The following is a 24,585-nucleotide window of genomic DNA, read 5'->3' on the forward strand; positions in this document are numbered from 1 at the left end:
GCAACTATAAGGCACTCTATGCACTCTTCTATGATGACAGCCGAACAAATTATTGGTCTCAATCAGGATCACCTTTTGCATATTGCCGATAATAGCGAATTGCTTGGACAAAAATTTCAATGTCATCATGAAGTACTCGTTCCAATCGCCAAGCTGATTCGACGTTCTGAACTTGACGGTATTCCACTCCGCATTGTCAGCAGTTATCGTTCTTTTGAACATCAACTGGCCATTTGGAACAAAAAATATTATCAGGAAGTAACTCTTAATTTACGCGATGGTTCAAGCGTCAACTCCCAAGATCTGGATGGCCAGGAAAGAGTTAACGCGATATTGCATTACTCAGCACTGCCCGGTGCTAGTCGCCACCATTGGGGCACAGATTTCGATGTGTTTGATGCAGGTGCTATCGACATGGGGCATGATGTTGAACTCACTGAACAGGAGTTCGACAAGAACGGGCCTTGCGGCCTTCTAAACGACTGGTTAGAAGACTACTTAAGTGAGTATGATTTTTTTAAGCCCTATGCGGAAGATATTGGTGGCGTAGCCTGCGAACCCTGGCATATCAGTTATAAGCCGGTAGCAGAAAAAGCACTTGAAGAATTCCCACTGGAGCTTTTACGTACCACATTGGAGAAGTGTGATATTGGCGGTAAACAATTCATCATGCCCAAGCTTGATTCCTTGGTTCAAAAGTACGTTATGCGGATCTGTAAGGAACAGCCATAGTAAATAGCTCGGCTTTTCAAAAATACATTAAAGAGGTTCAAAAATGCTCAAAGCCATAATCGTAACCTTCATCATTTTTGCCATACTGTTTTCAGGAATTATTGCGTTAAAACGATCAGCTGACCATTGGAAAGTGCCAAAGGGTGTAAAACCTAAGCCATATGACGATGACAATGAAGGTGAGGAAGATTTAGAAAACAAGAATCAAAGAAAAACACCTCAATTAGAAGATAAATCGAAACAGAAAACTGACTCGAACGATACTAATTCATAAGAAACAACCGTGATCAGAATCGCTTAACAAAACGGGGGCGTTAAGCAATGCAACAGCAGTTACAAAAACTGGCTTTATTTTTTGGACCCATTCTTACAGTGTTGGTTTATTTTTTAATGGTCAGCGCCAATTTTTCTCATCCTGCTTCAATCACTGCGGCGATAGCTACGCTGTGCGCGGTCTGGTGGATATTTGAGCCTATCCCCATTCCTGCCACATCTTTAATACCCATTGCAGCTTTCCCTGCCTTTGATGTGCTTAGTGCCAAACAAGTTGCTGAAGCTTACGGTCATTGGCTAATTCTGTTACTGATGGGTGGTTTTATATTATCAACAGCTTTAGAAAAAAGTGGTACTCACAGAAGACTTGCACTCGGCATGATCAAATTGGTGGGCTCGCACTCAGAAAAACGGATTGTGCTTGGTTTTATGATCGCCAGTGCCAGCTTGAGTATGTGGATTTCCAATACAGCCACAACGCTTATGCTATTGCCGGTGGCAATGGCGATTGTCCAATGTGGTCCCGATAATGAAAATACACGAAAGTTTGCTATAGCCTTACTGCTTGGGCTTGGCTACGCCGCCAATATTGGTGGCGTAGGCACACCGATCGGCACGCCACCCAATTTACTATTTATGAACTTTTACGCCCAGGCAACTGGCGAAGTAATCAGCTTTATTGACTGGATGATATGGGCGTTACCGATTGTCATTCTATTTGTTCCTGTGATGTGGCTGTGGTTGACCCGAAAGCTCGAAGCCAATCAAAGTTATGACCTACCTCCAGTTGGAAAATGGCGCTCAGAAGAAAAACGTACTTTAGCAGTATTCGCGGTAGTCGCTTTTCTCTGGGTATTCAGAACAGGGCCTTTTGGCGGCTGGAGTCAGTTATTAGGCCTTACCCAGGCCAATGATGCCTCAGTTGCGTTACTTGGCGTCATCGCCATGTTTATGATCCCGAATGGTAAAGGTGGCAAACTTCTGGACTGGGAAACTGCCAATAAAATACCTTGGGGAGTTTTACTTCTATTTGCAGGTGGTATTGCCATTGCCTCAGCTTTCACTGCTTCCGGACTCAGTGAAATTTTAGGTCATTCAATGGGCTTTTTGACAGACTTGCCACCCATTTTATTGATCGTATCAATCTGCCTGATTGTAACTTTCATCACTGAGTTAACGAGTAACACTGCGACTGCTGCACTACTGATGCCGATACTCGCTGCCGCAGGCGTTGCGGCCAATATGGATCCAGCCATATTAATGTTTCCAGCAGCAATAAGTGCCAGTTGTGCCTTTATGCTACCGGTTGCAACAGGGCCGAATGCTGTTATTTTTTCCAGCAATAAATTATCGGTCGAAATAATGGTAAGAAATGGCTTTATTATGAACCTGGCTGGTGCTGTCATTATCACCTTGGTGGTTTATTTCATGGTTGGGCATTAACATTATTCAAACAAATTTAATGCATAAAAAAACGGACTCAGTGTCCGTTTTTTATTAACGATACGAAAACTATTTCTCTAGGAACTTTTTAAATATCGATTTTGCTTCATCGCTCTTAAGAAGCTCAGAAAAACTTCGTGCTTCGCGCTCAATCGCCTGCCCAACCATATCCGCATTTGAGCGTATCAATTGGCGACTCATCTGTAATGCCTGAGCTGGTTTTTTGGCTAATATTTCAGCTTTCTCCTGAGCAAACTGCCAATAGTTATCCTGATCAATAATATCATTGATAATGCCCCACTCTTTTGCTTTCGCTGCGTTAAATGGCTCTGCTAACAATAACAGTTCAGCAGCTCGAGCATAGCCGATTTGGCGCGGTAATAAATAACTGGAACCAGCTTCTGGGCATAGGCCTAAATCAACAAAAGGCAAACTAAAGTAAGTTTGCTCAGTGGCATAGATTAAATCACAGTGAAGTAAGAAGGTGGTACCAATACCAACTGCAGGACCGGAAACAGCTGCCACAATTGGTTTATTGAAACTGTACAACGCTTTCAAAAAAGACAGTACTGGACTGCCGCTATCTAAAACGGGTTGTTGTAAGAAATCAGCGATATCATTACCTGCACAAAAACAATCTTTTGCCCCTTTAAAAAGTACTACATGGATATCGGGATTACTTTTAGCTGATATAAATTCTTTAGTCAGCGCTGTGTACATATCCGATGTTAAGGCGTTCTTCTTACCAACACGGTTTAGCTCAATATGTAAGACTTTATTCTCAATAAAACTGGATACAAATTCTGACATTCTACCCTTCCTGTTGATTCCAAATGGCATCATTCAACGATGATAGTTTTTGCTGATGTTCTTTGGATTCTTGCTCAGTTGCTTTAATCACTTTAAGCGGTTGCCGGTTTGCAGAAATTCGACGAACCGTCGTTTCTGTCGTTTGCTGGTTGGCTGCGTTCTGACGCCCTAGGGTCAAGCTTGTTTGACCACCGGTCATGCGCAAATAAACATCTGCTAAAATTTCCGAGTCGAGCAAAGCGCCGTGCAATTCACGGTGGCTATTATCAATTTCATAGCGCTTACAGAGCGCATCCAAACTGTTGCGCTGCCCTGGATGCATCTGTCGTGCTAAAACAAGAGTATCGAGCACAGTACAGTAATCTGAAAGCTTGCCTTTGCTTGAATCAAGCATGCTTAATTCATGATCAAGAAAGCCTACATCAAACGGTGCATTATGGATAACCAGTTCAGCGCCTTCAATAAACTCCAGAAACTCGTCGACGACATCTACAAATCTTGGCTTATCTTCCAGAAACTCATTGGTTATACCATGCACTTCCATCGCACCTTGATCAATCTCACGATCCGGCTGTAAGTATTGATGGTAGTGATTACCGGTAAACTTTCGATTCACAAGTTCTACACAACCAATCTCGATGATTCTATGTCCATCGTAGGGTTCAAGACCTGTGGTTTCGGTGTCTAATACAATTTGTCTCATGTGATTATTGTTCTCACTTTATACGCCAGAGGACTGCAACACTTTCTCAACACCTTTATTGGCCAGCTCATCAGCAATATCATTTTCAGGATGCCCGCTGTGACCTTTCACCCAATGCCAGGTAACATTATGTCTGGCTACCTGTTGGTCGAGTTGCTGCCATAAGTCCTGATTCTTAACCGGTTTTCTGTTTGCTGTTTTCCAGCCTTTTGCTTTCCAGTTTTCCAGCCATTGGTTAATGCCGTTTTTTACATAGACCGAGTCTGTGGTCAGATCGACCTGACACTTATCTTTTAAAGCTTTTAAGGCTTCAATAGCGGCCATTAATTCCATACGATTATTGGTAGTATTTAATTCACCACCAAATAGATGCTTCTCATGTTTATTGTATCTTAATAAAGCTCCCCAACCTCCTGGGCCGGGATTGCCTTTACAGGCGCCATCAGTATAAATTTCTATTTTTTTCACAAGCTCATTCTTCTAGTTGTTTGGTTGATATATTAGCCAGATTTCCAGCCATTGCCACTGACATTTTCTCTTCTAATGGTCGGATAGGTGTCATGGTTGAAACCTTTTTCTGCACTTTCACCATGTAAGCAATCGGCGCTGAAAGCCAAGCTTTATTCATTTCACTTTTTCTTTGGAAGTTTTTAAAACCCCGCCACCATGGGCAGCCAATAGTTTCTACTTCCAAGACTTTAAATCCGAGCAAATTAAACCAGTCAGTATAGCGGCTCAAAGTAAGCCGATGTATAGGTAAGTTTCGTCGCTTTGGTGCGAGACGCAACTTGCCCTGCCAATACCAGGGATTATCAGGTGCATAGATTAATGCATATAAATAGCCTTGGGGCGCCAAGCTGCGATGAATTTCCCGTAATAGGACACTCGGGTTCTCAGTGTATTCCAGGGCATGGCTAATCGCCACGCTTTGCAGTGAGTCAGTCATAAAAGGCAACTGCTCTGGATCAGCTTCAACACAATGCTCCAGGCTTTTACCCAAGCGAATTTCACATTCAAATACTTTATCCGGCAGGCTTAAACATTGGGTCAGGCTGTCAAGCGTCAGCAAGTAACCACCATGATAGTCTTCAAAATGGTCTTGCAGCCACTCCTGCCAGATATAACGAATACGATTGCCTGCGGGTAATTCCGGCCAACTGAGTTCAGACAGTTTCTTGGTCATCGTTTTCTCATCTTCCTAAAAGAAGCATTGTACGGCAGGTTGCCAGCCAATAGTGGGTTATGTACATTAGAAGCCATGCTAACCCGACAATTGGACTCAAGCAAGCCAGTGCGTATTATTCCTTTAAAAGCCTTTAGCGATAACTATATCTGGGTAATTTATTCACCTGATGGCAGTAAAGTAGCTGTTGTCGATCCCGGTGACAGTCGCCCCGTTATTGAATTCCTTGAGGAAAATGAGCTTTCCTTAGACAGCATATTAGTCACCCATTATCACAATGATCATATTGGCGGTGTCCAGGAACTCAAAAACCGTTATCACTGCCATGTCTATGCATCCAGGCACGACCAGCTCAGCTTTACCGATACCGAACTTGATGAGGACGATACAGTCAGTCTGTTTGACGACAGCTACCAGTTTTCTATCCTGCATCTACCCGGCCATACCATGGGTCATATAGGCTATTTTTGTCAACACCTGTCTGGTCATGACTTACAAGGCCAAAGCCTGGTGTTCTGTGGTGATACCCTGTTCCGGGCAGGTTGCGGACGTATGTTCGAAGGTACACCGGACATCTTTCATCATTCTCTGCAAAAGCTGGCACAGCTACCCCCGAGTACTCTGGTTTACTGTACCCACGAATACACTATGGCCAATATTGCATTTGCTAAAACGGTAGAGCCTGATAATGCAGATTTATTGGAGCTGGAGCAGAATTGCCAGAAATTACGTGAGCAGGATCTTGAAACTCTCCCCTCCACCATCGACAGTGAACTTAGAACTAACCCCTTTCTACGGTGCACAGAATCAACCGTGATTAAGACCGCAGAACGAGCAGAACACAAAAGTCTCTCTGATCCAGTGGAAACTTTTGCTACAATCAGACAACTAAAAGATAATTTTTAATAAATAATAATGCCTATGAAGCGCTTGCTATTGATAAGTTGTTTGAGTTTGACCGCCTGTAGTTCTCTTGTAAAACAAGAGGATACGGTAGTTGATCGCCGTTTTGATGACCAGAAAACTACCGAGGATGGTGCTCCGCTACCCGCTCCTGAGCTCGATAGCGAGAATCCACTATTATTGGCAGATCCTAATGAAATACCTTTTGTTCCCAATTTGTGGGAACACTTAGCAACCCAACAAACTTTCGATAATATCAAGCACCCACGGATTGATACCTTTAAAAAACAATACCTTAAGAGTCCACATTTATTATTAAAGCGTGCCGATAAAGCAGCCCCTTATCTGTATTACATCATTACCGAGTTGGAAAATCGTAATATGCCCGTCGAACTGGCGTTTACGCCTATGGTCGAGAGTAATTTCGACCCGCTAGCACACTCGGTAGTACAAGCCGCTGGAATGTGGCAATTCATGCCTAAAACTGCCAAAGGTTTTGGTATAACTATTGATGAATGGTACGACGGACGACGTGATATCGTTGCTTCCACTCATGCTGCGCTCGATTACTATCAATATCTGAATGAAATGTTTAATGGCGATTGGTTACTAACAGTGGCAGCTTATAATGTCGGCCCAGGCAATGTTAGAAAAGCGATTCACAAGAACAAAAGTCAAGGTAAAGCTACTGATTACTGGTCTTTGCAATTACCCAAAGAAACCATGCGTCATATTCCTAAGTGGCTGGCTCTTTCAGACATTTTCTTAAACGCCCCTCAGTATCAGGTAGATCTGCCGTTAATCGACAATCAACCCGCATTCGTTGAGGTGGAAGTTGACGCTCCAGCAAACCTGATGGAGCTAGCCAAGATCGCTAAAATCGATAAGGACACTTTCTATCGACTTAACCCAGCATACAATCGCTTGTTCGTTCCTGACCACCATAAAAAAGCGACTATTCTGGTTCCTGCAGAGACCGTTGATCATTTCAATCAAGGGCTACTCGAAATTGATCCAAAACAGCTGATGGCATCCGTAAGCTATAAAGTTAAATCAGGCGACAATTTGAGCTTAATTGCCAAGCGTCATAACACCTCGGTAAAAACGATTAAGCAACTTAACAGCCTTCAGTCTGACTTCTTAAAGCTAGGCCAGGAGCTCAAGATGCCGGGGATTATTAATGCCACAGAGTATGAGAAGAACTTTTTTGCCACTCTCAGTAAAAATCAACAACGTCGGCGTTATCAAGTATATAAAGTTCGTTCAGGTGATAGCTTATGGACAATTTCTAGAAAGTTTGGTGTCAGTACTCGCCAACTTGCCAGCTGGAATGGCATCGCCCAGAATAGCACTATCCGAATTGGTCAGAGCTTGAAAGTGTGGCCTCGCGGTTATGCTAACTATGCGTCTAACAAGACGTCTTATCAGGTAAAAAGTGGTGACTCTTTATACACCATCGCCAGACGTTTTAATGTTAAAGTCAGTGACTTGAATAAATGGAACGGTTTGAAAAACTCATCCCTCATTAAACCAGGCCAGACACTCACCATTTATAGTAAATAATAGCTTAATCAAGTAATAAAAAAGGGGCTAAAAGCCCCTTTTTTATTTATGTAACACTTTCTAAGTACTGTCCAAATAGGGCTAAGTACTACCAGAAAGTTATTTGTTAACTTCTAAACAATACCTTTTCTTTCTTGAAGAATACCGTAGTCCAGTAAAGCAGTCCTCCAGCCAATACTGCGGTAGAAACCAATAGGATGGTTATCAGACCATAATCTACTGTTCCTTTAATCAAGTCCTTCATAGCTAAAGCAACATTAGTCACTGGTATCATGGCTGTTTTAACATTTAGTTCCATTCCGGGAACAAAAGCTACAATGACCGGCATGAAACCAATCATAAAAATCGGCGACATATAAGCCTGGGCTTCTTTCATGTTTTTAGCATAGATCGAAGCGCTCAACATAATCGAAGCAAAGATACTGGTGAGCGGCACCAACAATACAGCGATCAATAAAAGATCAAGGCCTGAGATATTGGATAAAAAGTCCAAACCACCGCTTGATTGTTTTCCCGTTAAACTATCAGGATCAGCTGCAACTCCGGAGGGCTCGAAGGCAAAACTAAATATCCAGACCCAGAACAAATAACTGAGCAAGGTGACTATGACCGTAAAAAAGCTGGCGGTAAAGATTACCCCGAACTTCGCCATCACAATTTGACCTTTGGACATCGGAGTTAGCAAAAGTGTTTCCAGCGTTCCGCGCTCTTTCTCTCCTACCCCGAGCTCCAGAGCTGGATACATAGCACCTGATACGGCCAGAGCAATCAACAAATAAGCCAGCATCGGTCCAGCAAACTCACCCACTTTCTCACGCTCTGATGCAAAGTTGTTTTCTTCAATCAAGATCGGCTTATTGAAAGCTTTAACATTATCAGTAGTAAGATTGAAGTTTCGGCCCAACTCCATACGCTGCGTATTATTAAATGCATCTACCACATCATCCACACGACTTCCCAAGATATTATCAAGCCTCGTTGATTCCTTTGAATAAACCTTTAGGACCTCTTGTTTTTGAGAGTTTGATGGCAAATCGATACCCTCAGGAGCTTCAAAAATATAGTCGACCTTTTTATCTAAGATTGCTGACTTATAATCGTTGGATTCAAGCTCCACTTTGATGAAACCTTTTTCACGTGTAAATAAATCTGCAAAACCTGGTAGAACTTCGCTATTTACAAAAGAGACTTTGATTTCTTTGTTTTCTGCTTCTTCTGTTTTGGTCGCAGTAAACTTACCAATTGCAAAAAATAAAACTGGGAAAATTAACGTCGGTAATAAGATTGAAAATATGAGTGTTTTTTTATCACGTAGAATTTCTAGTAATTCTTTTTTATATACTAACCACATCTCAAGCAACCTCTTTTTTATTTACGCTGGCCAAGAAAGCATCATACAGTGAGCCTGATTCAGTACTCGCAGCAAACTCTTTTGTTGGGCCAAAGAACTTTGTTTCACCCAGGTCAATCAGACAAACTCTGTCACACAACTTTTCGACCTCATGCAAGTGGTGGGTCGAAAAAATCACTGCCATTTCACTGCCTTTGTAGCTATCAATAAAATCGAGTACTGTTTTTGCTGAAATCACATCGAGGCCTGTAGTAGGCTCATCGAATACCAATACTTTTGGCTCATGAATGACAGCTCGCGCAATCGAAGCCCGCTGCATCATACCGGTAGATAAATCATCAGCACGCTTGCCAGAAAAAGAATGCATATCAAGCATGGTGAATATCTTTTCAATTCGCTCGTCAATTTGCTGGCGTGATAGACCATGCATACGTCCAAAATAGGCAACATTTTCTCTAACACTTAAGCGATGATATAAACCCGTTTTGCCTGACAAGAAACCAATCTGCTTTTGAGCATAACGTGGTTCTTTTGTCACATCATGACCATTAATCAGAATATGACCCGCAGTCGGCTGAATGGCCGTTGATAACATGCGCAATGTAGTGGTCTTTCCAGCTCCGTTTGGCCCCAATAAACCTAAGACTTCCCCAGCATTACAGTTGAATGAGACATTTTTCACGGCATGAAAAACACCATCACCTTCTCGTGGATCGGTAACCGCCTTTCCTTTCTTTTTCTTTGCTTCTTTTTTATCGTAGGCAAAGGTCTTGGCGAGATCTTTAATCTCTATCATGTTGCTCCCCTTTTGACTTAACAGCGTCCTGTGACGGCTCGCTTTTCTTTAGAATAGATGTAATCTTGCTATATAAAGATTTTCGAATGTAGCTAAGTTTTGGCTTATTGTCATTAGTAAACTCAACCGGACGACATAATTTCATAGTTTGGATACCCATCCGGGCTATTAACAGCCCCACACCAATACCCTGTGCCACCTTGGTCGATACTGTTGCAGTGAGACTTTTACCCAATAGCTCTGCTCCTGCATCAGCAAGCATATCACTGGCACCGGCCAACATCATATTGGTCATAACCTGTTTGGTCAGGCCAATACGCCCCAGTGTGGTCTGTGGGCACCCATAAATACGTGATACTTCTTGTAGCATCTTGCTACTACGCCAGGCCACTAAGGCCATGTCAGCAGCAGCTAGCGGGCTTAATGCAACCATAACGGCAGACTCAGTAGCATGCTTACTAATGGCTTGCAAAGCCAGCTCATCCATTCCTTCTAATACAGTTTGTGAATAAATCTGGATTAACTCTCTGTCATTATGCACTTGTTGTTTCTGTCTGTTATATACCGACATAGGACCTGAGATATCGAGATGCTGACTGATTTCAGCATTCACCTCATCAATCATCTTCTGTCCCTCACCGTAAGTATTTTCGGCTATGAGCTGGTTAAAAACCTGCTGTTTATCTTTACGACGCTGCAATTTACGACGACTTAACCAGCCCTTTATCACTCCGACGACACCACTGACCAAAGCAAGGCCTGCCACCACCATTGCGGCCCCACCGACTACAACATTAAAAGTAAACAGGTTTTCTATGAAAAGATAACTTTCATAAATAGCAGCGCCAGCGACAAATGTGAATAGTGAAGGCCAGAACAGTTTTCTCAATCCCTTCTTTGGTCTCTTGACCAGTAGACTTGGCTTTGGGCTTACAGACATTGAACCTTGGCCACCGTTAGCTTCTCTGACTATTGATTTACTTGCTTGCTCTTCAAATAGTTTATCATCAATTTTTTCAACGTTGACATTGGTGTTTTTAACACTAATTTTGACTGGTTTATCCTTCATCGGAATTTATCTCCAATTAAAAACTGCAGAACTTTATCCATCCGGATATGGGGTAAGATACCATTCGTTAAATTTTCTGGTACGGCAAAGTTGATAAAGTCATATTGATGCTCCTGCCAGTCATTTCTTGTAATAAGTTCCTCGCTAAGCTTTCCAGGATAGTTAATCACTTCTTCTCCTGACTCTAACTCAATGCCTTTAACACACATCAATTTTTGACCTTTGTGCTCCGCCATAACCGCCTCTGTGGTTTTGACCGAGCTAATGACCATAGTTTCTAACTCAATGCCTTGATACTGAATATCATTTCTAGCTTCCTGCAGCATTGCTTGCAAAAAGCCCTCTAAAGGACGATGTTGCTCAGGAGGGACATGGTCCGCCTTAGTCGCTGCAATCAACAGCTTATCGATTGATGGATTAAACATTCTCTTGAGCCAATTGGACTGTCCATAATGGAAGCTTTTCAACAATTCAATCAAAGTGAACTGCATATTACTGTAGTTTTGGTAGCCACCATTTAGCACCTCAAGACAGTCGACTAGCAAGATTTGCCGATCTACTTTCTCAAAGTATTCTTTAAAAAACGGCTTGACGATTTTTTTCTTGTAATAGTTGTATCGTTTCTCTAAAGTTTTAACCAAGCTATCTTGAGCCAGCGAATCCCAGTCAGAGTGTAGAATATTTGAGTCCGTGACCGGAAAAAAATCGAGCACAGGTGCACCCTCAAGCTCTCCTGGCAGTATAAAGCGACCTGGCTGAAGCAAGTTATAGGTGTGATCATTAGTGAAACTAGTTTTGATAAAGGCTTTATATCCATTAGAGATTTCTGCAATATTCTCATCAGATAAAGCTTGCTGATAAACAAGTTGTGCTGACTCCTCCTGCCAAGCGGTGGTTGAGGTAGATATATTTTGTTTTATCAACTCAAGACATTGTGAAGACCATTCCTTGTATGAAAGTCTCAATAAGGGTAAATCAAGTAGCCACTCCCCAGGATAGTCGATGATATCAATGGTTAGATGACTTTTCTTCTGTACCTTTCTAATCCACTCATTCTTTATACGATAACGAACGTCAAGTTGCGCTTGTGAAATGCCGGTTGTTGAAGGAGGCCATTCTGGCTGGTCATTAACTAAATAACCTATGGACTGCTTGTATTTAAACTCAGGGATATGTAGCTCATCATATGAACTAACTTTAGTTGCTAAGAGTCGCCCCTCTTTGACTGGTTTAAAAAAAGGCAGCGGATCATTATCAGTCACATGTAACAACTGATTCATAAAAGAGGTAATAAAAGCAGTCTTACCCGCCTTGCTCAAACCCGTAACGGCGATTCTTACACGCTTATCGATACCGCGCTCAACAAGCTGCTCTGCGGTATTAAATAGACGCTTCAATGTACTTTTATCAGTGCTCATAGGCTTGATTGGTGATTTTTAACTTATTATAAGGAATAGGAGGAGCAAAGTTTATAACGAATCGTAAACAGATATGTCGAGGCTTCTAACAATGGCACAAGAGATAGTAGTTCAGATAACTAATTTTGAATGAAGTTAGCCACCTTGTCCTTAAAATCTTTGCTCAAATCCTGCTCTGACGAAATATTAAAGCGAGCATTTACTAACGTATTACTCACAAAAGATTGGTACTGTTCAAAGCTCAAAGGGTCCAACTTTTCCAAAAGTAATGACTGCGGATTGTCGATATCAAACAAAAGAGAAATTCGTCTATAAGACTGATGTCCAGCTTCAATTAAGCGTAAGTTTGTCTGGAGACTAGATTTATAACCTACGAAGTCATTTCTGGATAGCTCATTAACCTGCTCTTGTATTAGCTCTATAGCACTGGCAAAATCTTCCTCTAACTTATTTTGCTCCTTAGAACCAAAACTCATATAAATGGTAGAACCATCAAACTGGCTATAGCTAAAGTTAGACACAGATGTCCGAACCAATGTATTAGATTTAGATAAACTGGCTTTAGGAATCTTGGCAGCGAGTTGGTTGACTAGAATAAAGTAAAAAAGCTCAGACTCTGACCAGCCTTCTCCACCAGGTAAAGTTACCAGCTTGATCTCAAGTAGGTTAACATCCGGATCTCCTGTGTACGGTCCGACCAAATGGTTACTACTATGCGGATAATCCAAGTTTGCCTTTACAACCGGTAACTGGGCAATCAGTCTAAAGCTTTCATCATAAGCTTCAAGCAAATAGCCTCCAGTCAAAGAAATAGACACGTTCTCTTGAGCAATACCCTTAGCCGTAGACAAAGGTATAAACAATACTTTATTTAACTCATCAATAACGGTTGTTTCATTGCTACTAGAATACTTTACTGCAAAAACATGCGTATCTGCAGAATTGCTATAGTTGATATAAGGAATTACGGCAAGGCTTTCACAATTTAGTTGCAGGCAAGTCGTGGCACTATTAATCATCAACTCTAACTGGATCACGGTAGTGCGGGAGAGTGTCATTTTTGACTTGGACTTAAGCTCTAGAGGCATTTGATAAGTAGTATCAATTGAATTGATGTTGGCTACTACTTTGTCATTGTTTGACTTTCTCAATAAATATCTATATTGATATGCCAAAATATTGTCTATACCGATACTAGGTATATTGACATAGAAGCTTTGCGACTGCTCTATTCTGGTTTCTGCTTTGAAAGAACTTATATACAATAAGAAACTTTCTGGTGACTCTACCGCTAGCTGTATTTTTGCGTACAAATCATCACGCAAGTTTGCTACATCTTTATCTGTAAGAGATGCCTTAGGATGATAGTCACTACAAGACATTGAATCAGGATAATAATTGAAGACAAGATGATTTGTACTGGAGAACCCACAGTTCAATAAGGCTGTAGTTAAGCCCAGTCGCCAGTCGGATGTCTCCTGAATGGTGGCAAAAGGTTCAAATTTCGGCAGGTTTTGCTGATATGAGTAGAAACCAAGCTCTTCTTTGCCTGCACCAAACCTTATATCAGATGCTTTAAAAGAACGATTAATACTACCCAACAAGCGTTGTTGATTAATTTCACCAAACACGATCAACTCTAAATCAATAAAAGTTGTACCTGAAAACTGGGCTATAAAACTATTTAAGACTGACTCTGTTCCACCTATTGGGAATTTAGCCAATGCGACAAAAGAAGAATCAATAGTGACCACATCAACTAAGTATCCTTGTTTTGTGAGGCTATATTTAAATTCGTCATATCCACTCCTTAAGATATCAGGACTACGAGCCTTAACTAAAAGATAATTATGCGCCGTATCTGCATGAATTAGTTGGACATTAAGGCCTTCAGTAATCGTTTCAAAGAGCGAGGATTTTATAGATGTATAGTAGTCAACAGCATAAGCTGCACCACTACTGATGATTAGTATAAGGGATAATAGTAGTTTAGACATAAAAAAGGCCTCTTTAGAGGCCTTTATAAAGGATTAGTCGTTTAAAGCCAACTCTTTTTTCATGCTTTCTATCTGATTGATATAATTGATATACGCAGTAGCATTTTTTGATACATTTCGGTAATTCGTTGCCTGCTGAAGAGCATTCACCGCCTGTTCTGGTTGACCTAGGCGTTGGTAAGCTACGCCCATCTGTAAATAAGCATATCCAGCATCACCATCTCGCAAACTGCCTTTTCTGATAGCTGTACGGAAGGCATCAATAGCCTTCGTGTACTCTTCATCAGAAAAATAAATAGTTGCAATGTCATAATCATAACGACCATTGCTAGTATAGTTGGAAGCTTTTCTGTAAGCAGCTATAGCTTTGTTGCTTACTTTAGCGTATTTATAGCTATTAGCAATATTACGCCAAATATCTTCATCCGCCTCGACAATACCTTTATTAACGCCTTCTTCTAATCGTTCTGCTGCAAGAAGAGGGATTTGGTTGTTTGAATATAAGGCAGACAATTGCTTATAGTTTGTCTCCGTATCCCACATACCATTCATGTAAGCCAATTCTGCAAGTGCTAACATGTCAGAAGTTTTGCCGCGCTGGCTTAATACTGCAAATAAATTATTATAAACAGACTTCTCGTCAGGGAAAAACTCCACCATATCACGTCCAACAACCTCAGCGCCTGGTAGATCCTTCAATTCAATGTGAGCAGCGAATAACATACTATACAATGGCTTGGTTGCTTTGCTGCCTTCTTGGAGAGCTAAATATGCTGGACAGATGCTCGCCCGATAATCTTGATTCTGATAGAACAAGCTTGCGTATTGTGCATAAGAAGAAGCTGGTGGGTTAATAACCTCATCAAAGTATTCCTTCATCCAGCGTAGTGCTTCAGTATAATTTTCTTGTGCAGCATCGATATTAGCTAGCGCGAGCCTTAGATTTACTTCGTTTTGTTTACCCAAAACACCAGTGCCCATCGCTCGGATAAACTCTCTTTTTGCAGCACCGTACTGCGACTGTTCACGATAGTTTAGTCCTAGCAGGTAGATTGCACGACCTTTAGCCGCTTTATCGCCTGAATTAGCGATCAAATCCTGCAGGATAGTAATTGATTCTGCATATTTTGCATCAGCATATGCTTCGTTTGCAGCAGTAATTTTTTTGTAAGCTGATTCGGAAGTGATTGTCGGAACCTTCTCTTCATCATACTCACCTTGTTTTGGGGCAAGTAGCTTACAGGAGCTTGTGTATTTAGTCTGTGGCAATGCATTAGCCACAGTACCAAATGTTAAAGCAATGACTCCGACAACATATGAAATTTTAGTCATAATTATTACTTTACTCAGAGTTAGTTATCCAGCTGGAAGTCAAGTTTGTACTTCATGTCACGCTGATGAATAGGCTGTCCATTTACGATACGTGGTTTAAATTTCCACTTACGAATAGCGCGTAAGGCTTCCCTACGAAACATGCCTCTAGGATTTTCATCTATTACATTAATATTTGAAGGCGAACCATCAGGTGCGATATCAAACTGAAATGTAACATAGCCTTCTATGCCTTCTAAGGCGGCTTTTTGTGGATACTCTGGAGGAACTGTTACTAAAGGAATTGCCTCACCATCACCCATCCCAGAAAAATCAGTCGTTCCCAAGCCACCAATGAAAATACCTCCACCATCCATGGTTGCATCAATATTATCGATTCGAATATCGACTAAGGCAGTAACCACTTGTTTCTGGTCAGGTACGTCTTGTTGTTGTGGAGGCGGCGGTTCTTTTGGTGGTGGTGGCTTTTTAGGAGGTGTACGTTCCTTACGTTGAACGTCTTTTTCCTCTTCAATAAAACCGATATCCACATTAACATTTTCTCGATCTCTATCTTGATCGCCTGCAGTATCGATCAAAGCATTCATCAACAAGAAAATACCAAGTACTATGCCAAAAGCTAAAAGTGCACTTAAAAATGTTCTTGCCATATTATTCAACCCTTTCCGTTGCTACAGATACATTTGCTCCGGAGTTTTTTGCAATATCTAAGACTTCCAAAACTAATCCAGCTCGGGCCTTTTTATCTGCCTGGATAACCACTTCACCTTCTAGGTTTTCCGTTCTTAGAGACTGTATTTTTGCCTTAATTTCAGATGGTTGAAGCATATCTTTGTCGATAAAGATTTGATTTTTATCGTCAATAGCCACGAAAATATAGGCATTCTTTCGCTCTTCAGCAGAAAGCGCTGACGGCTTATCTACGTCTACACCTGCCTGCTTTACGAACACAGTTGTTACAATAAAGAAGATTAGCATGATAAACACGATGTCTAACATCGGGGTCATATCAATTTCTACATCTTCTTGTTTCTTTCGAGTCTGAATAGCCATTAAGGTTCACCAAATTTCTAGTGATGCGGAAGATTATCGGCTAATTGATGTGATTTCATATAGGCTGTTTGCTCAAGTCGGCTACTAAAAAATATTCCTGATAAAGCTGAGACCATACCAGCCATTGTAGGAATTGTAGCCTTAAAAATACCTCCAGCCATTTGACGAGCACTACCAGACCCTTGGCCTGACATACTCTCAAAAACATCAATCATACCGGTTACGGTACCTAACAAACCAAGCAGTGGACAAATAGCAATCAAAGTCTTAATCAGCAACATACGTTGGTTAAGTGCTTCTCGGGCAATGGATACCCAGGTTTCTCTGATCCTATGAGCTTGCCATGACTTAGTATCCTCACGAGCATTCCATTGAGCTATCATCATTCTAGCTTCTTTTGGAAATTGCCCATAAATGTACCAGTACCTTTCGATAATCAAGGTCCACATTAAGAAGAGAACGAGTCCTATCCACCATAGGACCCATCCACCTTTATTAATAAAACCAAGTATCGTATAGATTAATTCCATAAGAATTACCTAGCTGTTGCTTTCTTCGTGTTGAGCCATCAAGCCAGTGCTTTGCTCTTCAAGAACGTGAATGATGCTCTTACTCTTACCAGCAACTACCGCATGTAAGAAAGTTAAAGGAATTGCTGCCAATAAACCCCAAACTGTTGTTACCAATGCCTGAGAAATACCATCTGCCATTGTTTTCGGGTCCCCAGTACCATATAAGGTAATTGACTGGAATACTTCAATCATACCTACAACTGTACCTAATAGACCAAGTAACGGGCCAAGAGCTGCAATAACCTTGATAAGGTTTACACCACGCTCAATTCTTGGTGTTTCTTTTAGAACTGCTTCATCAAGCTTCAACTCTAAGTTCTCAACATCTTCATTACGATTTGCTTGGTACACCTTCATGATACGACCAAGTGGGTTGTTACCAGGCGTAGATGACTTTTTCTGAGACTGAACCTTTGGACCAGTAACAAAATAAAGAGTAAAGATACGCTCCAGAGCAATCAACAAGCCAATCACAAGTAAAACCATAACAGTTTTGCCAGCGAAACCACTGAATTCCCATAAACGATCAGGTAAGCTCATTTTTTGCTTTTCAAGCTGCAAAATCGCGCCTTTACTTGGATCAAGGAACAAGCCTGCATAACCTGAGTTAGTAGAAGCAAAATCTTCAACCTGGCTTAATACGCGAGAATCTGGTTGAACTTGAAGAGTTTTAATAACCCCTTTATCAAAGAACAGGTATTCACCGCCTGAGATCAAGTTGAATGTACCGACACGTGTGACAGTTTGCTGCTCAGAACGACCACCTTCATTAACAACATCAGCAGTAAAGGTAGTTGTTTCACCCTGCTCGGACATTTCTTGTAGCATTAGTACCCAAAATGCACGAAGCTGCTCCATTTTTGGTAGAGAATCTGCTTCTGTTAGTGTGTTTAGTAAGCCTTCACGGCCTGGATATTGCGCACTTACAAGCGATGTACCAATATCGCCAGTCAAACTGTTCGCCGCTTGACGTACAACACCGAACAACTCACCTAAGTTACCTTGTTTGATTCGCAAATCTTCTGCGATCTCAGTTAGTTGCTTCTCATTTTCATCGAACTGCTCTTTCAAGCGCTCACTCTTAGCTTCTTCTTCAGCTAAACGTCTTCTCGCATCAGCTAATAACTGATCTTGACGGCTACGCTGCGAACGAAACTGTTGAACTCGCTGCTCATTTAACTGTTCTTGAATGCGTTCCTTATCACGAACTTTTTTCAACAGATCTGAATGCGATAAACTTTCTGCAGCATTAGTTGCAACAGATGCTAGCGCGAAGACGCCAGCTAATGTGATAGCTAGAATATTTCTCATTGTGCTGCCTCCGCTACAGGAACTGGGACTTTAAATAGAACTGGCTGTGAGATTCCACGAGAAAACTTAACAGCGTTATTTACTGAATCCAAGAATTCATCAGGAAGAACTTCCCATTTGCGCTCTAATTTATTCCAGTATGCACCACTTTTACCGTCTAGCGTCAGGTATACATAAGTCAATCGACCAACACGCAGGAATTCAACTTCTAGTATTTCACCATTAGCATCAATCTTGCCTGTATCTACCGACACAGCATTACCATATTGCATTTCAATCTGGTAAGCCTCTAAGATTTTACGGTACTTTTCAGAGACCGATACATTCGCATCGTCCATCAAAGCATAAAGGTTTTCAACACGACTTTGACGAGCATCGATATTGAAAGGGATATCAAGTTGAACAAACTCATCTAAAGTTGTGATCATCTCTTCCATCAATGGTAAAACACCTTTTTCAGTTTCATCGATGCTTTCCATTTCTTGCACGCTATCAACGATTTGCTTTTCCTGACTAGCGATCTGCTTCTCAAGTTGAGCATTGTAGATGCGTAAACTATCTACTCTTTGTAGAGTATTGCGATATTCAAGAGATAAATCAGTTGCCTCTTCTGCCAACTTGTTTACCGTTGACTGAGTGCTGGCAGCTGCGCGATCGATACGCTTCTCAATATTCATTGATGATTCAAATTGGCCAGCTGCATATGCACTGCCCATGACAGCAGTTGCCATAATGGCCACGGCTGTTTTCTTCAAAAATAGTTGTTTTTTCATAAACTTACCCAAATTTCTGTTCAGAAATCTTTGCTTTTGATTGCCAATGTTTTTGAAAACTAGAGCTTTCAGACAAAAAAATCAAGTGATTTATTGTCCAGTAAAAAGCCTTTATTTTAAAAGCATTAACGCCAGCCTTTCGGCCTAAACTTGTGGACAAAGAGGCCAACTATAAAGACAAAGCCGGAAAGGGTCAACAAATGTCTCGGGCTAATTAACAATTCGTTATGCAACAGATAACTTTAACTTATATATTCATACGAGCCGTTAAATAGCTTTAGAAACTCCGTAATTAAAAGTTGATACTACCGCTTAACTTTATGTATTTTGGGCTTTGGAAAGTATATGGAACCAAGCCCCTAGCATCTAAATCCATGGATTGAGACAAAGAATCTTCAAGGTGTGCAGCACCCAGTAAATTCATTAAATCAATACGTATAACTAATCCGGTTTTATTCCACTTAGTCTGATATTGAAGACCAATATCAAGTGTTGTGTCCTCAAATTTGAAATTGCTAGCAGGTGACGACTCGAATGCAAACTGACTTTCTTGTTTATTCACATTAGCACCTACAGTCCAATCCTCAGCAAAACGCATTCCACCGTATAGTGAGTAAGAGTTGGTTTCAAACGGCGTTACTTGTTTACTTAAATCAATAGCTTGTTGCTGATAAAGGCCTTTACTCTGCTCCACAGAAGCACCAAGAGCAAAGTTACTACTTAGCTGGCGGCTTATCTTGATTTCAATACCTTCAAGATTTTGCTGGAACCCTTCAATCCCAGAAAGGTTAGACATTAGGTTAATCGCTTCAGGCGCACCGTCTTGGTTAAAATCATAAAAAAAGCGATAGCTGCTAGAGCTACTCTTATCTTGCATTTGAGCAAGAGCTGATTCAGTAGTTACCAGATCAAAGTCAGACTTAAGGTAGCTGATAGTTACATCCCAGCCATCATGAACTTCTTGGTTAAAACCAAAGGCTAAAGAGCTTGCATCCAGTTGCTTACCATTCAGTATTGAATTAACAGGGTTCTCAAAACTTACTGATACAGGCAGAGTTTGCCTGCCATAATTAACAAAAAACTGTGATGTTTGGTTGGGCAAGTCATAGCCCGCTGATATGTTTGTATTGGGCGACTCAGATGCCCCAGAGCTTGATAAGTCTAAGGAGACTAGCCATTCACCTTGGGCATCATTTTTAATGCTGAAGGAAACTGGGTCACTTTTTGTCAAGCTTGTACCTAACACGCCAAACTCATTATTAGGTAATAAACTAACGCTAATATCGTTTGCAGACACACGAATACTTTGGTCATCAATTACAAAAGGCGACTTCCCCAGCGACCTTGGAGATGCTGTAGGGCTCAATGTCAATAAGTCTTGGCTCATGATTGAATCACCAGGCAGAACCTCTTTCGCATAGTTACTTGACGCAAAAGAAGCCACTAACGCTATAACCATGCCGCTCACCACAGGCGTACGAAACGGTTTAGATTTTCGACTTATAATCATTGCACAACTCTTTATTAAGTATTTGTAGACTAGCTAAAACTCCCCGCACGACCTAAAAACCCTTTTGGATTCAATAGGTTAAGCTAGAATAATCTGGTTAAAGCTTATTCATTAGGCCGTAGTCCAGTATAGGTAAATGCTTGATTCCTTTCAACTTCCAGAGTTGTAAAATTAGGTAAACCTCACATGTTTAATGTCTAACTTGCTGTATTTCGTCAGATTATTCATTCACTTGCCTATTCATGCCAATTTAACATTGGTATGATTGTCATTATCTACACAGGGCATTCTTGCTGCATGAGCATAAAGCAAACCACAAAATCAATAACTAGCGCGCTATTTTGCGGCCTTATATGCTGGTCTTGTCAGCCAAATCCTGCCCCCCAGCAGGCAAAAAACAATAATGATTTGTTGGTCTATTGCTCAGAGGGAAGTCCGGATGCTTTTAACCCTCAGTTAGTCAGCTCAGGCACATCCTATGATGCAACTGCTCATACCATATACAACCAGCTCGTTACCTACACTCCAGGCACAACTGACATTGCCCCAGGCCTTGCTGCCTCTTGGCAGATTAGTGACGATGGCACCCGCTATCGCTTTCAGCTTAAAAGGGATGTGTTCTTTCATGGCAATGACGTTTTCACACCAACTCGCCCGTTAAACGCTGATGACGTCATTTTCAGCTTTAATCGCCAACGCTTAAGCGAACATCCGTTTCATTCCGTATCCGGAGGTCGCTATCCGTACTTTTATTCTCAAGGACTTGATCAGCTAATTCTGGATATTCAAAAAGTCGACGAGTATCAGGTAGATTTTATTCTTTCGCGACCAGAAAGCCCTTTTCTTGCAATCTTAGCCACTCCCTTTGCCTCGATATTATCCGCTGAATATGCTGGTTTGCTACTGGCCCAAGGTAGGCCAGAATGGATAGATAGCAAGCCAATAGGAACAGGACCATACCGACTTAAACGTTACGAGCCTGACTCACATATCCGTTATGAGGCGTTTGATAACTATTTTGCTGGACCAGCAAAGATTGAAAATCTGGTCTACTCCATAACTCCTGATGCGGCGATGCGCTTTGCCAGATTCAGTGCCGGTGAATGCGATATCATGAGCAACCCTTTACCAGTGCACTTAAGAATTGCACGCCAAAACAAATTCTCTATTTTGGAAGTGCCAGGCCTTAATGTTGCCTACTGGGCCTTTAATGTGGAAAAGCCACCCTTCCATGACCCAAAAGTTCGTAAAGCACTATCTATGGCTATAAATCGCGATGCGATTTTGAAAGCCGTCTACGACAGACAGGCCCAACTCGCAACCAGCCCTATTCCACCCTCCTCCTGGGCCTACAATAAACAGGTCACCAGAGTGCGCCATAACAGCCAGCAGGCTAAGCAACTTTTGGCAGAAGCTGGTTATGAAAACGGCTTTTCTATAGACATCTGGGCAATGCCTATCCAGAGAGCCTATAACCCTAATGCACGCAAAATGGCTGAAATGATGCAGCAGGATTTAGAAAAAATTGGCGTTAAGGCACGGATCATAAGCTATGAATGGGGAACCTTTCTTGCTCGTGTTAGCCAAGGACTACACCACAGTGTTTTGTTAGGCTGGAACGCTGATAATGGCGACCCCAGTAACTTCCTCAACCCATTACTCAGTTGTGCCTCAGCCAGAAGCGGCAATAATTACGCAAAATGGTGTCATCCAGAATTTGATCAGCTTATATTGAATGCCAGCAAATCATCAGACCTTGAGCAACGCAAAGAGTATTACTTTAAAGCTCAAACTTTATTCAAAGAAGAGTCTCCCTGGCTGACTATTGCGCACGCTAATAAAAGTTTGCTGAGCCAACAGAACATCAAGGGGTTAGTCATATCTCCGGTTGGCAATATTGAATTTGATAAAGTATCACTGGAATTCACACCCTCTACATCCAGTTTGCCAGCTCCAGAAGAGGAGACTAACTGATGTTAAAGCTCCTGTTCAGACATGGCACAACATTGATCGTCAGTCTATTTGGTTTAACTTTGCTGACGTTTATACTCAGCCAGCAAGGAGATGAAGCACTTCATCGCTATCAAAGCGAGCATTTCTTTGGCCAGTATAGTGAATACCTTCAATTCTTATTCGCTGGCGACTGGGGTTATTCCAGTATCCATAACCGCGATGTATTAAGCGACTTCCTTATCCATTTCCCGGCAACCATTGAGCTGGTTTTATTGGCGTTATTATTTGCGGTAGTGCTGGGATTGACTCTTGGCATCATGGCTGCCAATCGACGTGGTAAGTGGTTAGACAACGGCTTAATGGGAATGACTCTAGTTGGTTACTCGATGCCCATTTATTGGTGGGGAATGTTGCTAGTGCTACTGTTCTCTCTTACTTTAGGTTGGACACCGGTGGCAGGGCGAATTGATTATGCATACGACATAACGCCTATAACTCGTTTTATGTTGATCGACACCTTATTGAACCAAGCTGAGTATGGGCTCAATGCATTTTTTAACGCATTACTACATCTAATACTCCCGGCCATTACCTTAAGCACTATCCCGATGGCCATTATCGCCAGAATGACTCGCTCTTCGCTGCTAGGCGTGCTTAAAGCAGAATATATCAGAACAGCCCGCTCTAAAGGTTTAACTCAACAAAGGATCGTTTGGGTGCACGCCCTTCGAAACGCGGTGTTGCCGATTTTAACGATCAGCGGTGTGCAAATAAGTATCATCATGTCTGGGGTAATTATCACTGAATACATCTTTGCCTGGCCGGGCGTGGGAAAATGGTTACTTGAAGCGGTATCCCGTCGCGACTTTGCCAGCATTCAAGCAGGTATATTAGCCCTCTCCCTAATGGTTATTGCTTTTAACCTAGCACTGGATCTGTTGGCAAGTTACATGAATCCTCGGCTAAGGAGGCCTTCATGACGCTTTCCAATACCAAGCTGGCCTGGAATGTTTTCAGTCATAATAAAAGTGCGATGACGGGTAGCTTGATTTTACTTATTATATTATTGATGAGCTTGGTCGGCCCCTGGTTTGCTCCACATGATCCAGCCCAGCAGTTTGGCGACAAAATACTAACCCCACCGCTTTGGTACGAAAATGGCGATTTTGTATCGCCACTAGGTACTGATGACCTAGGCCGCGACATGCTATCACGCCTGCTTCATGGCGCTCGCCTATCGTTAAAGTTAACCCTTATGGTGGTATTCGCAGCTGCGTTTATCGGTATCCTGCTCGGTGCAGCCGCAGCCTTTATTAATTCTGGCCTACGTGCCTTGCTCATGCGCTTTATGGATCTACTGCTATCGCTCCCATCCTTATTGTTGGCAATCGCCATTGTGGCCATCATAGGTCCAGGCCTACCCAATGCAGTTTATGCAGTTGTTATTGTCTTGATCCCACAGTTTGTCAAAGTGACGCAAAGCGCCATATCCGAGGAGCTCGGAAAGGATTATGTGATGGCGGCAAAACTGGATGGTGCGAGGCATTTACGCTTATTGCTCCATCATGTCTGGCCCAATATAGTTCCAGCCATTATTGTTCAGTTAACTTTTAGTTTTTCAACCGCACTTTTAGATATTGCTGCGTTAGGTTTTCTGGGGCTTGGCGCGCAACCACCAATGGCCGAATGGGGAACCATGCTTTCAGAAGCTAGAGCATTCATACAGTTTGCACCCTGGACGATGACTTTGCCGGGCCTGGCCATTTTCTTAACGGTACTTTCTATCAATCTGGTGGGTGACGGGCTTCGTGATGCCTTTGATCCGCGTCTTAATAGGTAA

General features: G+C 41.9%; 24 protein-coding genes. 8 read left to right on the plus strand and 16 right to left on the minus strand.

Annotation, left to right across the window (positions count from 1 at the left end; all coding sequences use genetic code 11):
• The first annotated feature begins 18 nt into the window (after nt 1-18).
• From KKOR_RS09660 to KKOR_RS09670, 3 genes are read left to right on the plus strand one after another with little or no spacing between them, the layout of a single operon-like run.
• A complete protein-coding gene (locus KKOR_RS09660; protein WP_015780940.1) occupies nt 19-732 on the plus strand; it encodes a M15 family metallopeptidase in 714 nt (237 codons plus the stop codon).
• Nucleotides 733-775: 43 nt separating this feature from the next.
• Entirely contained in the window at nt 776-1,006 is a 231-nt protein-coding gene (locus KKOR_RS09665; RefSeq protein WP_015780941.1) for a hypothetical protein, read from the plus strand.
• A gap of 47 nt (nt 1,007-1,053) precedes the next feature.
• Entirely contained in the window at nt 1,054-2,448 is a 1,395-nt protein-coding gene (locus tag KKOR_RS09670; RefSeq protein ID WP_015780942.1) for an SLC13 family permease, read from the plus strand.
• Nucleotides 2,449-2,517: 69 nt separating this feature from the next.
• On the opposite strand, the gene KKOR_RS09675 is transcribed toward KKOR_RS09670, so the two are convergent.
• Genes KKOR_RS09675 through KKOR_RS09690 form a run of 4 tightly spaced genes read right to left on the minus strand, consistent with a single transcriptional unit; the run spans nt 2,518 to nt 5,144 of the window.
• Nucleotides 2,518-3,258 (minus strand): enoyl-CoA hydratase-related protein, encoded by a 741-nt coding sequence (locus tag KKOR_RS09675; protein ID WP_015780943.1) that lies wholly within the window; start codon nt 3,256-3,258, stop codon nt 2,518-2,520.
• A 1-nt stretch (nt 3,259) separates the two neighbouring features.
• Nucleotides 3,260-3,961: a DNA polymerase III subunit epsilon gene (dnaQ, locus tag KKOR_RS09680; protein ID WP_015780944.1), complete on the minus strand. Its 702-nt coding sequence runs from the start codon at nt 3,959-3,961 to the stop codon at nt 3,260-3,262.
• A gap of 18 nt (nt 3,962-3,979) precedes the next feature.
• Nucleotides 3,980-4,429, minus strand: a complete 450-nt coding sequence (gene rnhA / locus KKOR_RS09685) for a ribonuclease HI (RefSeq protein WP_015780945.1) — start codon at nt 4,427-4,429, stop codon at nt 3,980-3,982.
• Nucleotides 4,430-4,433: 4 nt separating this feature from the next.
• On the minus strand, nt 4,434-5,144 hold the full coding sequence (locus tag KKOR_RS09690; protein ID WP_015780946.1) for a methyltransferase domain-containing protein: 711 nt from the start codon (nt 5,142-5,144) through the stop codon (nt 4,434-4,436).
• A gap of 75 nt (nt 5,145-5,219) precedes the next feature.
• Between KKOR_RS09690 and gloB the strand changes: the two genes are divergently transcribed.
• Together gloB and KKOR_RS09700 are read left to right on the plus strand one after the other, a co-directional pair.
• Nucleotides 5,220-6,050, plus strand: a complete 831-nt coding sequence (gene gloB / locus KKOR_RS09695; protein ID WP_041296043.1) for a hydroxyacylglutathione hydrolase — start codon at nt 5,220-5,222, stop codon at nt 6,048-6,050.
• Between the two features lie 9 nt (nt 6,051-6,059).
• Nucleotides 6,060-7,610, plus strand: a complete 1,551-nt coding sequence (locus KKOR_RS09700) for a lytic transglycosylase (RefSeq protein ID WP_015780948.1) — start codon at nt 6,060-6,062, stop codon at nt 7,608-7,610.
• Between the two features lie 106 nt (nt 7,611-7,716).
• On the opposite strand, the gene KKOR_RS09705 is transcribed toward KKOR_RS09700, so the two are convergent.
• From KKOR_RS09705 to KKOR_RS09760, 12 genes are all read right to left on the minus strand, one after another.
• Nucleotides 7,717-8,961, minus strand: a complete 1,245-nt coding sequence (locus tag KKOR_RS09705) for an ABC transporter permease (RefSeq protein ID WP_015780949.1) — start codon at nt 8,959-8,961, stop codon at nt 7,717-7,719.
• A 1-nt stretch (nt 8,962) separates the two neighbouring features.
• Entirely contained in the window at nt 8,963-9,757 is a 795-nt protein-coding gene (locus KKOR_RS09710) for an ABC transporter ATP-binding protein (RefSeq protein WP_015780950.1), read from the minus strand.
• Nucleotides 9,744-10,826, minus strand: coding sequence for a YcjF family protein (locus KKOR_RS09715; protein ID WP_015780951.1), 1,083 nt, complete (start codon nt 10,824-10,826; stop codon nt 9,744-9,746). Before KKOR_RS09715 ends, KKOR_RS09710 begins: the two co-directional genes overlap by 14 nt.
• Nucleotides 10,823-12,244: a YcjX family GTP-binding protein gene (locus KKOR_RS09720; protein WP_083777364.1), complete on the minus strand. Its 1,422-nt coding sequence runs from the start codon at nt 12,242-12,244 to the stop codon at nt 10,823-10,825. The genes KKOR_RS09715 and KKOR_RS09720 overlap by 4 nt, the downstream gene beginning before the upstream one ends.
• Nucleotides 12,245-12,363: 119 nt before the next feature.
• Nucleotides 12,364-14,241: a hypothetical protein gene (locus tag KKOR_RS09725; RefSeq protein ID WP_015780953.1), complete on the minus strand. Its 1,878-nt coding sequence runs from the start codon at nt 14,239-14,241 to the stop codon at nt 12,364-12,366.
• 33 nt (nt 14,242-14,274) lie between these two features.
• Complete coding sequence (locus tag KKOR_RS09730) at nt 14,275-15,573, minus strand: tetratricopeptide repeat protein (RefSeq protein WP_015780954.1); 1,299 nt, start codon at nt 15,571-15,573, stop codon at nt 14,275-14,277.
• Between the two features lie 20 nt (nt 15,574-15,593).
• Nucleotides 15,594-16,223 carry an energy transducer TonB gene (locus tag KKOR_RS09735; RefSeq protein ID WP_015780955.1) on the minus strand — a complete coding sequence of 210 codons (630 nt, stop codon included), beginning with the start codon at nt 16,221-16,223 and terminating at the stop codon, nt 15,594-15,596.
• Between the two features lies 1 nt (nt 16,224).
• Nucleotides 16,225-16,626 (minus strand): ExbD/TolR family protein, encoded by a 402-nt coding sequence (locus KKOR_RS09740; protein WP_015780956.1) that lies wholly within the window; start codon nt 16,624-16,626, stop codon nt 16,225-16,227.
• Between the two features lie 17 nt (nt 16,627-16,643).
• Complete coding sequence (locus KKOR_RS09745; RefSeq protein WP_015780957.1) at nt 16,644-17,156, minus strand: MotA/TolQ/ExbB proton channel family protein; 513 nt, start codon at nt 17,154-17,156, stop codon at nt 16,644-16,646.
• A gap of 9 nt (nt 17,157-17,165) precedes the next feature.
• Entirely contained in the window at nt 17,166-18,509 is a 1,344-nt protein-coding gene (locus KKOR_RS09750) for a MotA/TolQ/ExbB proton channel family protein (protein WP_015780958.1), read from the minus strand.
• Nucleotides 18,506-19,282 carry a DUF3450 domain-containing protein gene (locus KKOR_RS09755; RefSeq protein ID WP_015780959.1) on the minus strand — a complete coding sequence of 259 codons (777 nt, stop codon included), beginning with the start codon at nt 19,280-19,282 and terminating at the stop codon, nt 18,506-18,508. The genes KKOR_RS09750 and KKOR_RS09755 overlap by 4 nt, the downstream gene beginning before the upstream one ends.
• A gap of 292 nt (nt 19,283-19,574) precedes the next feature.
• Nucleotides 19,575-20,792 carry a TonB-dependent receptor gene (locus KKOR_RS09760; RefSeq protein ID WP_015780960.1) on the minus strand — a complete coding sequence of 406 codons (1,218 nt, stop codon included), beginning with the start codon at nt 20,790-20,792 and terminating at the stop codon, nt 19,575-19,577.
• Nucleotides 20,793-21,089: 297 nt separating this feature from the next.
• Between KKOR_RS09760 and KKOR_RS09765 the strand changes: the two genes are divergently transcribed.
• Genes KKOR_RS09765 through KKOR_RS09775 form a run of 3 tightly spaced genes read left to right on the plus strand, consistent with a single transcriptional unit; the run spans nt 21,090 to nt 24,585 of the window.
• The gene (locus KKOR_RS09765; protein ID WP_015780961.1) at nt 21,090-22,766 is read left to right on the plus strand and encodes an ABC transporter substrate-binding protein; all 1,677 of its coding nucleotides are present in this window, start codon (nt 21,090-21,092) and stop codon (nt 22,764-22,766) included.
• A complete protein-coding gene (locus KKOR_RS09770) occupies nt 22,766-23,725 on the plus strand; it encodes an ABC transporter permease (protein WP_015780962.1) in 960 nt (319 codons plus the stop codon). The genes KKOR_RS09765 and KKOR_RS09770 overlap by 1 nt, the downstream gene beginning before the upstream one ends.
• The gene (locus KKOR_RS09775; protein ID WP_015780963.1) at nt 23,722-24,585 is read left to right on the plus strand and encodes an ABC transporter permease; all 864 of its coding nucleotides are present in this window, start codon (nt 23,722-23,724) and stop codon (nt 24,583-24,585) included. The genes KKOR_RS09770 and KKOR_RS09775 overlap by 4 nt, the downstream gene beginning before the upstream one ends.

Origin of the sequence: Kangiella koreensis DSM 16069 (genome assembly GCF_000024085.1) — a bacterium.
In the GTDB taxonomy this organism is placed as follows: Bacteria; Pseudomonadota; Gammaproteobacteria; order Enterobacterales; family Kangiellaceae; genus Kangiella; species Kangiella koreensis.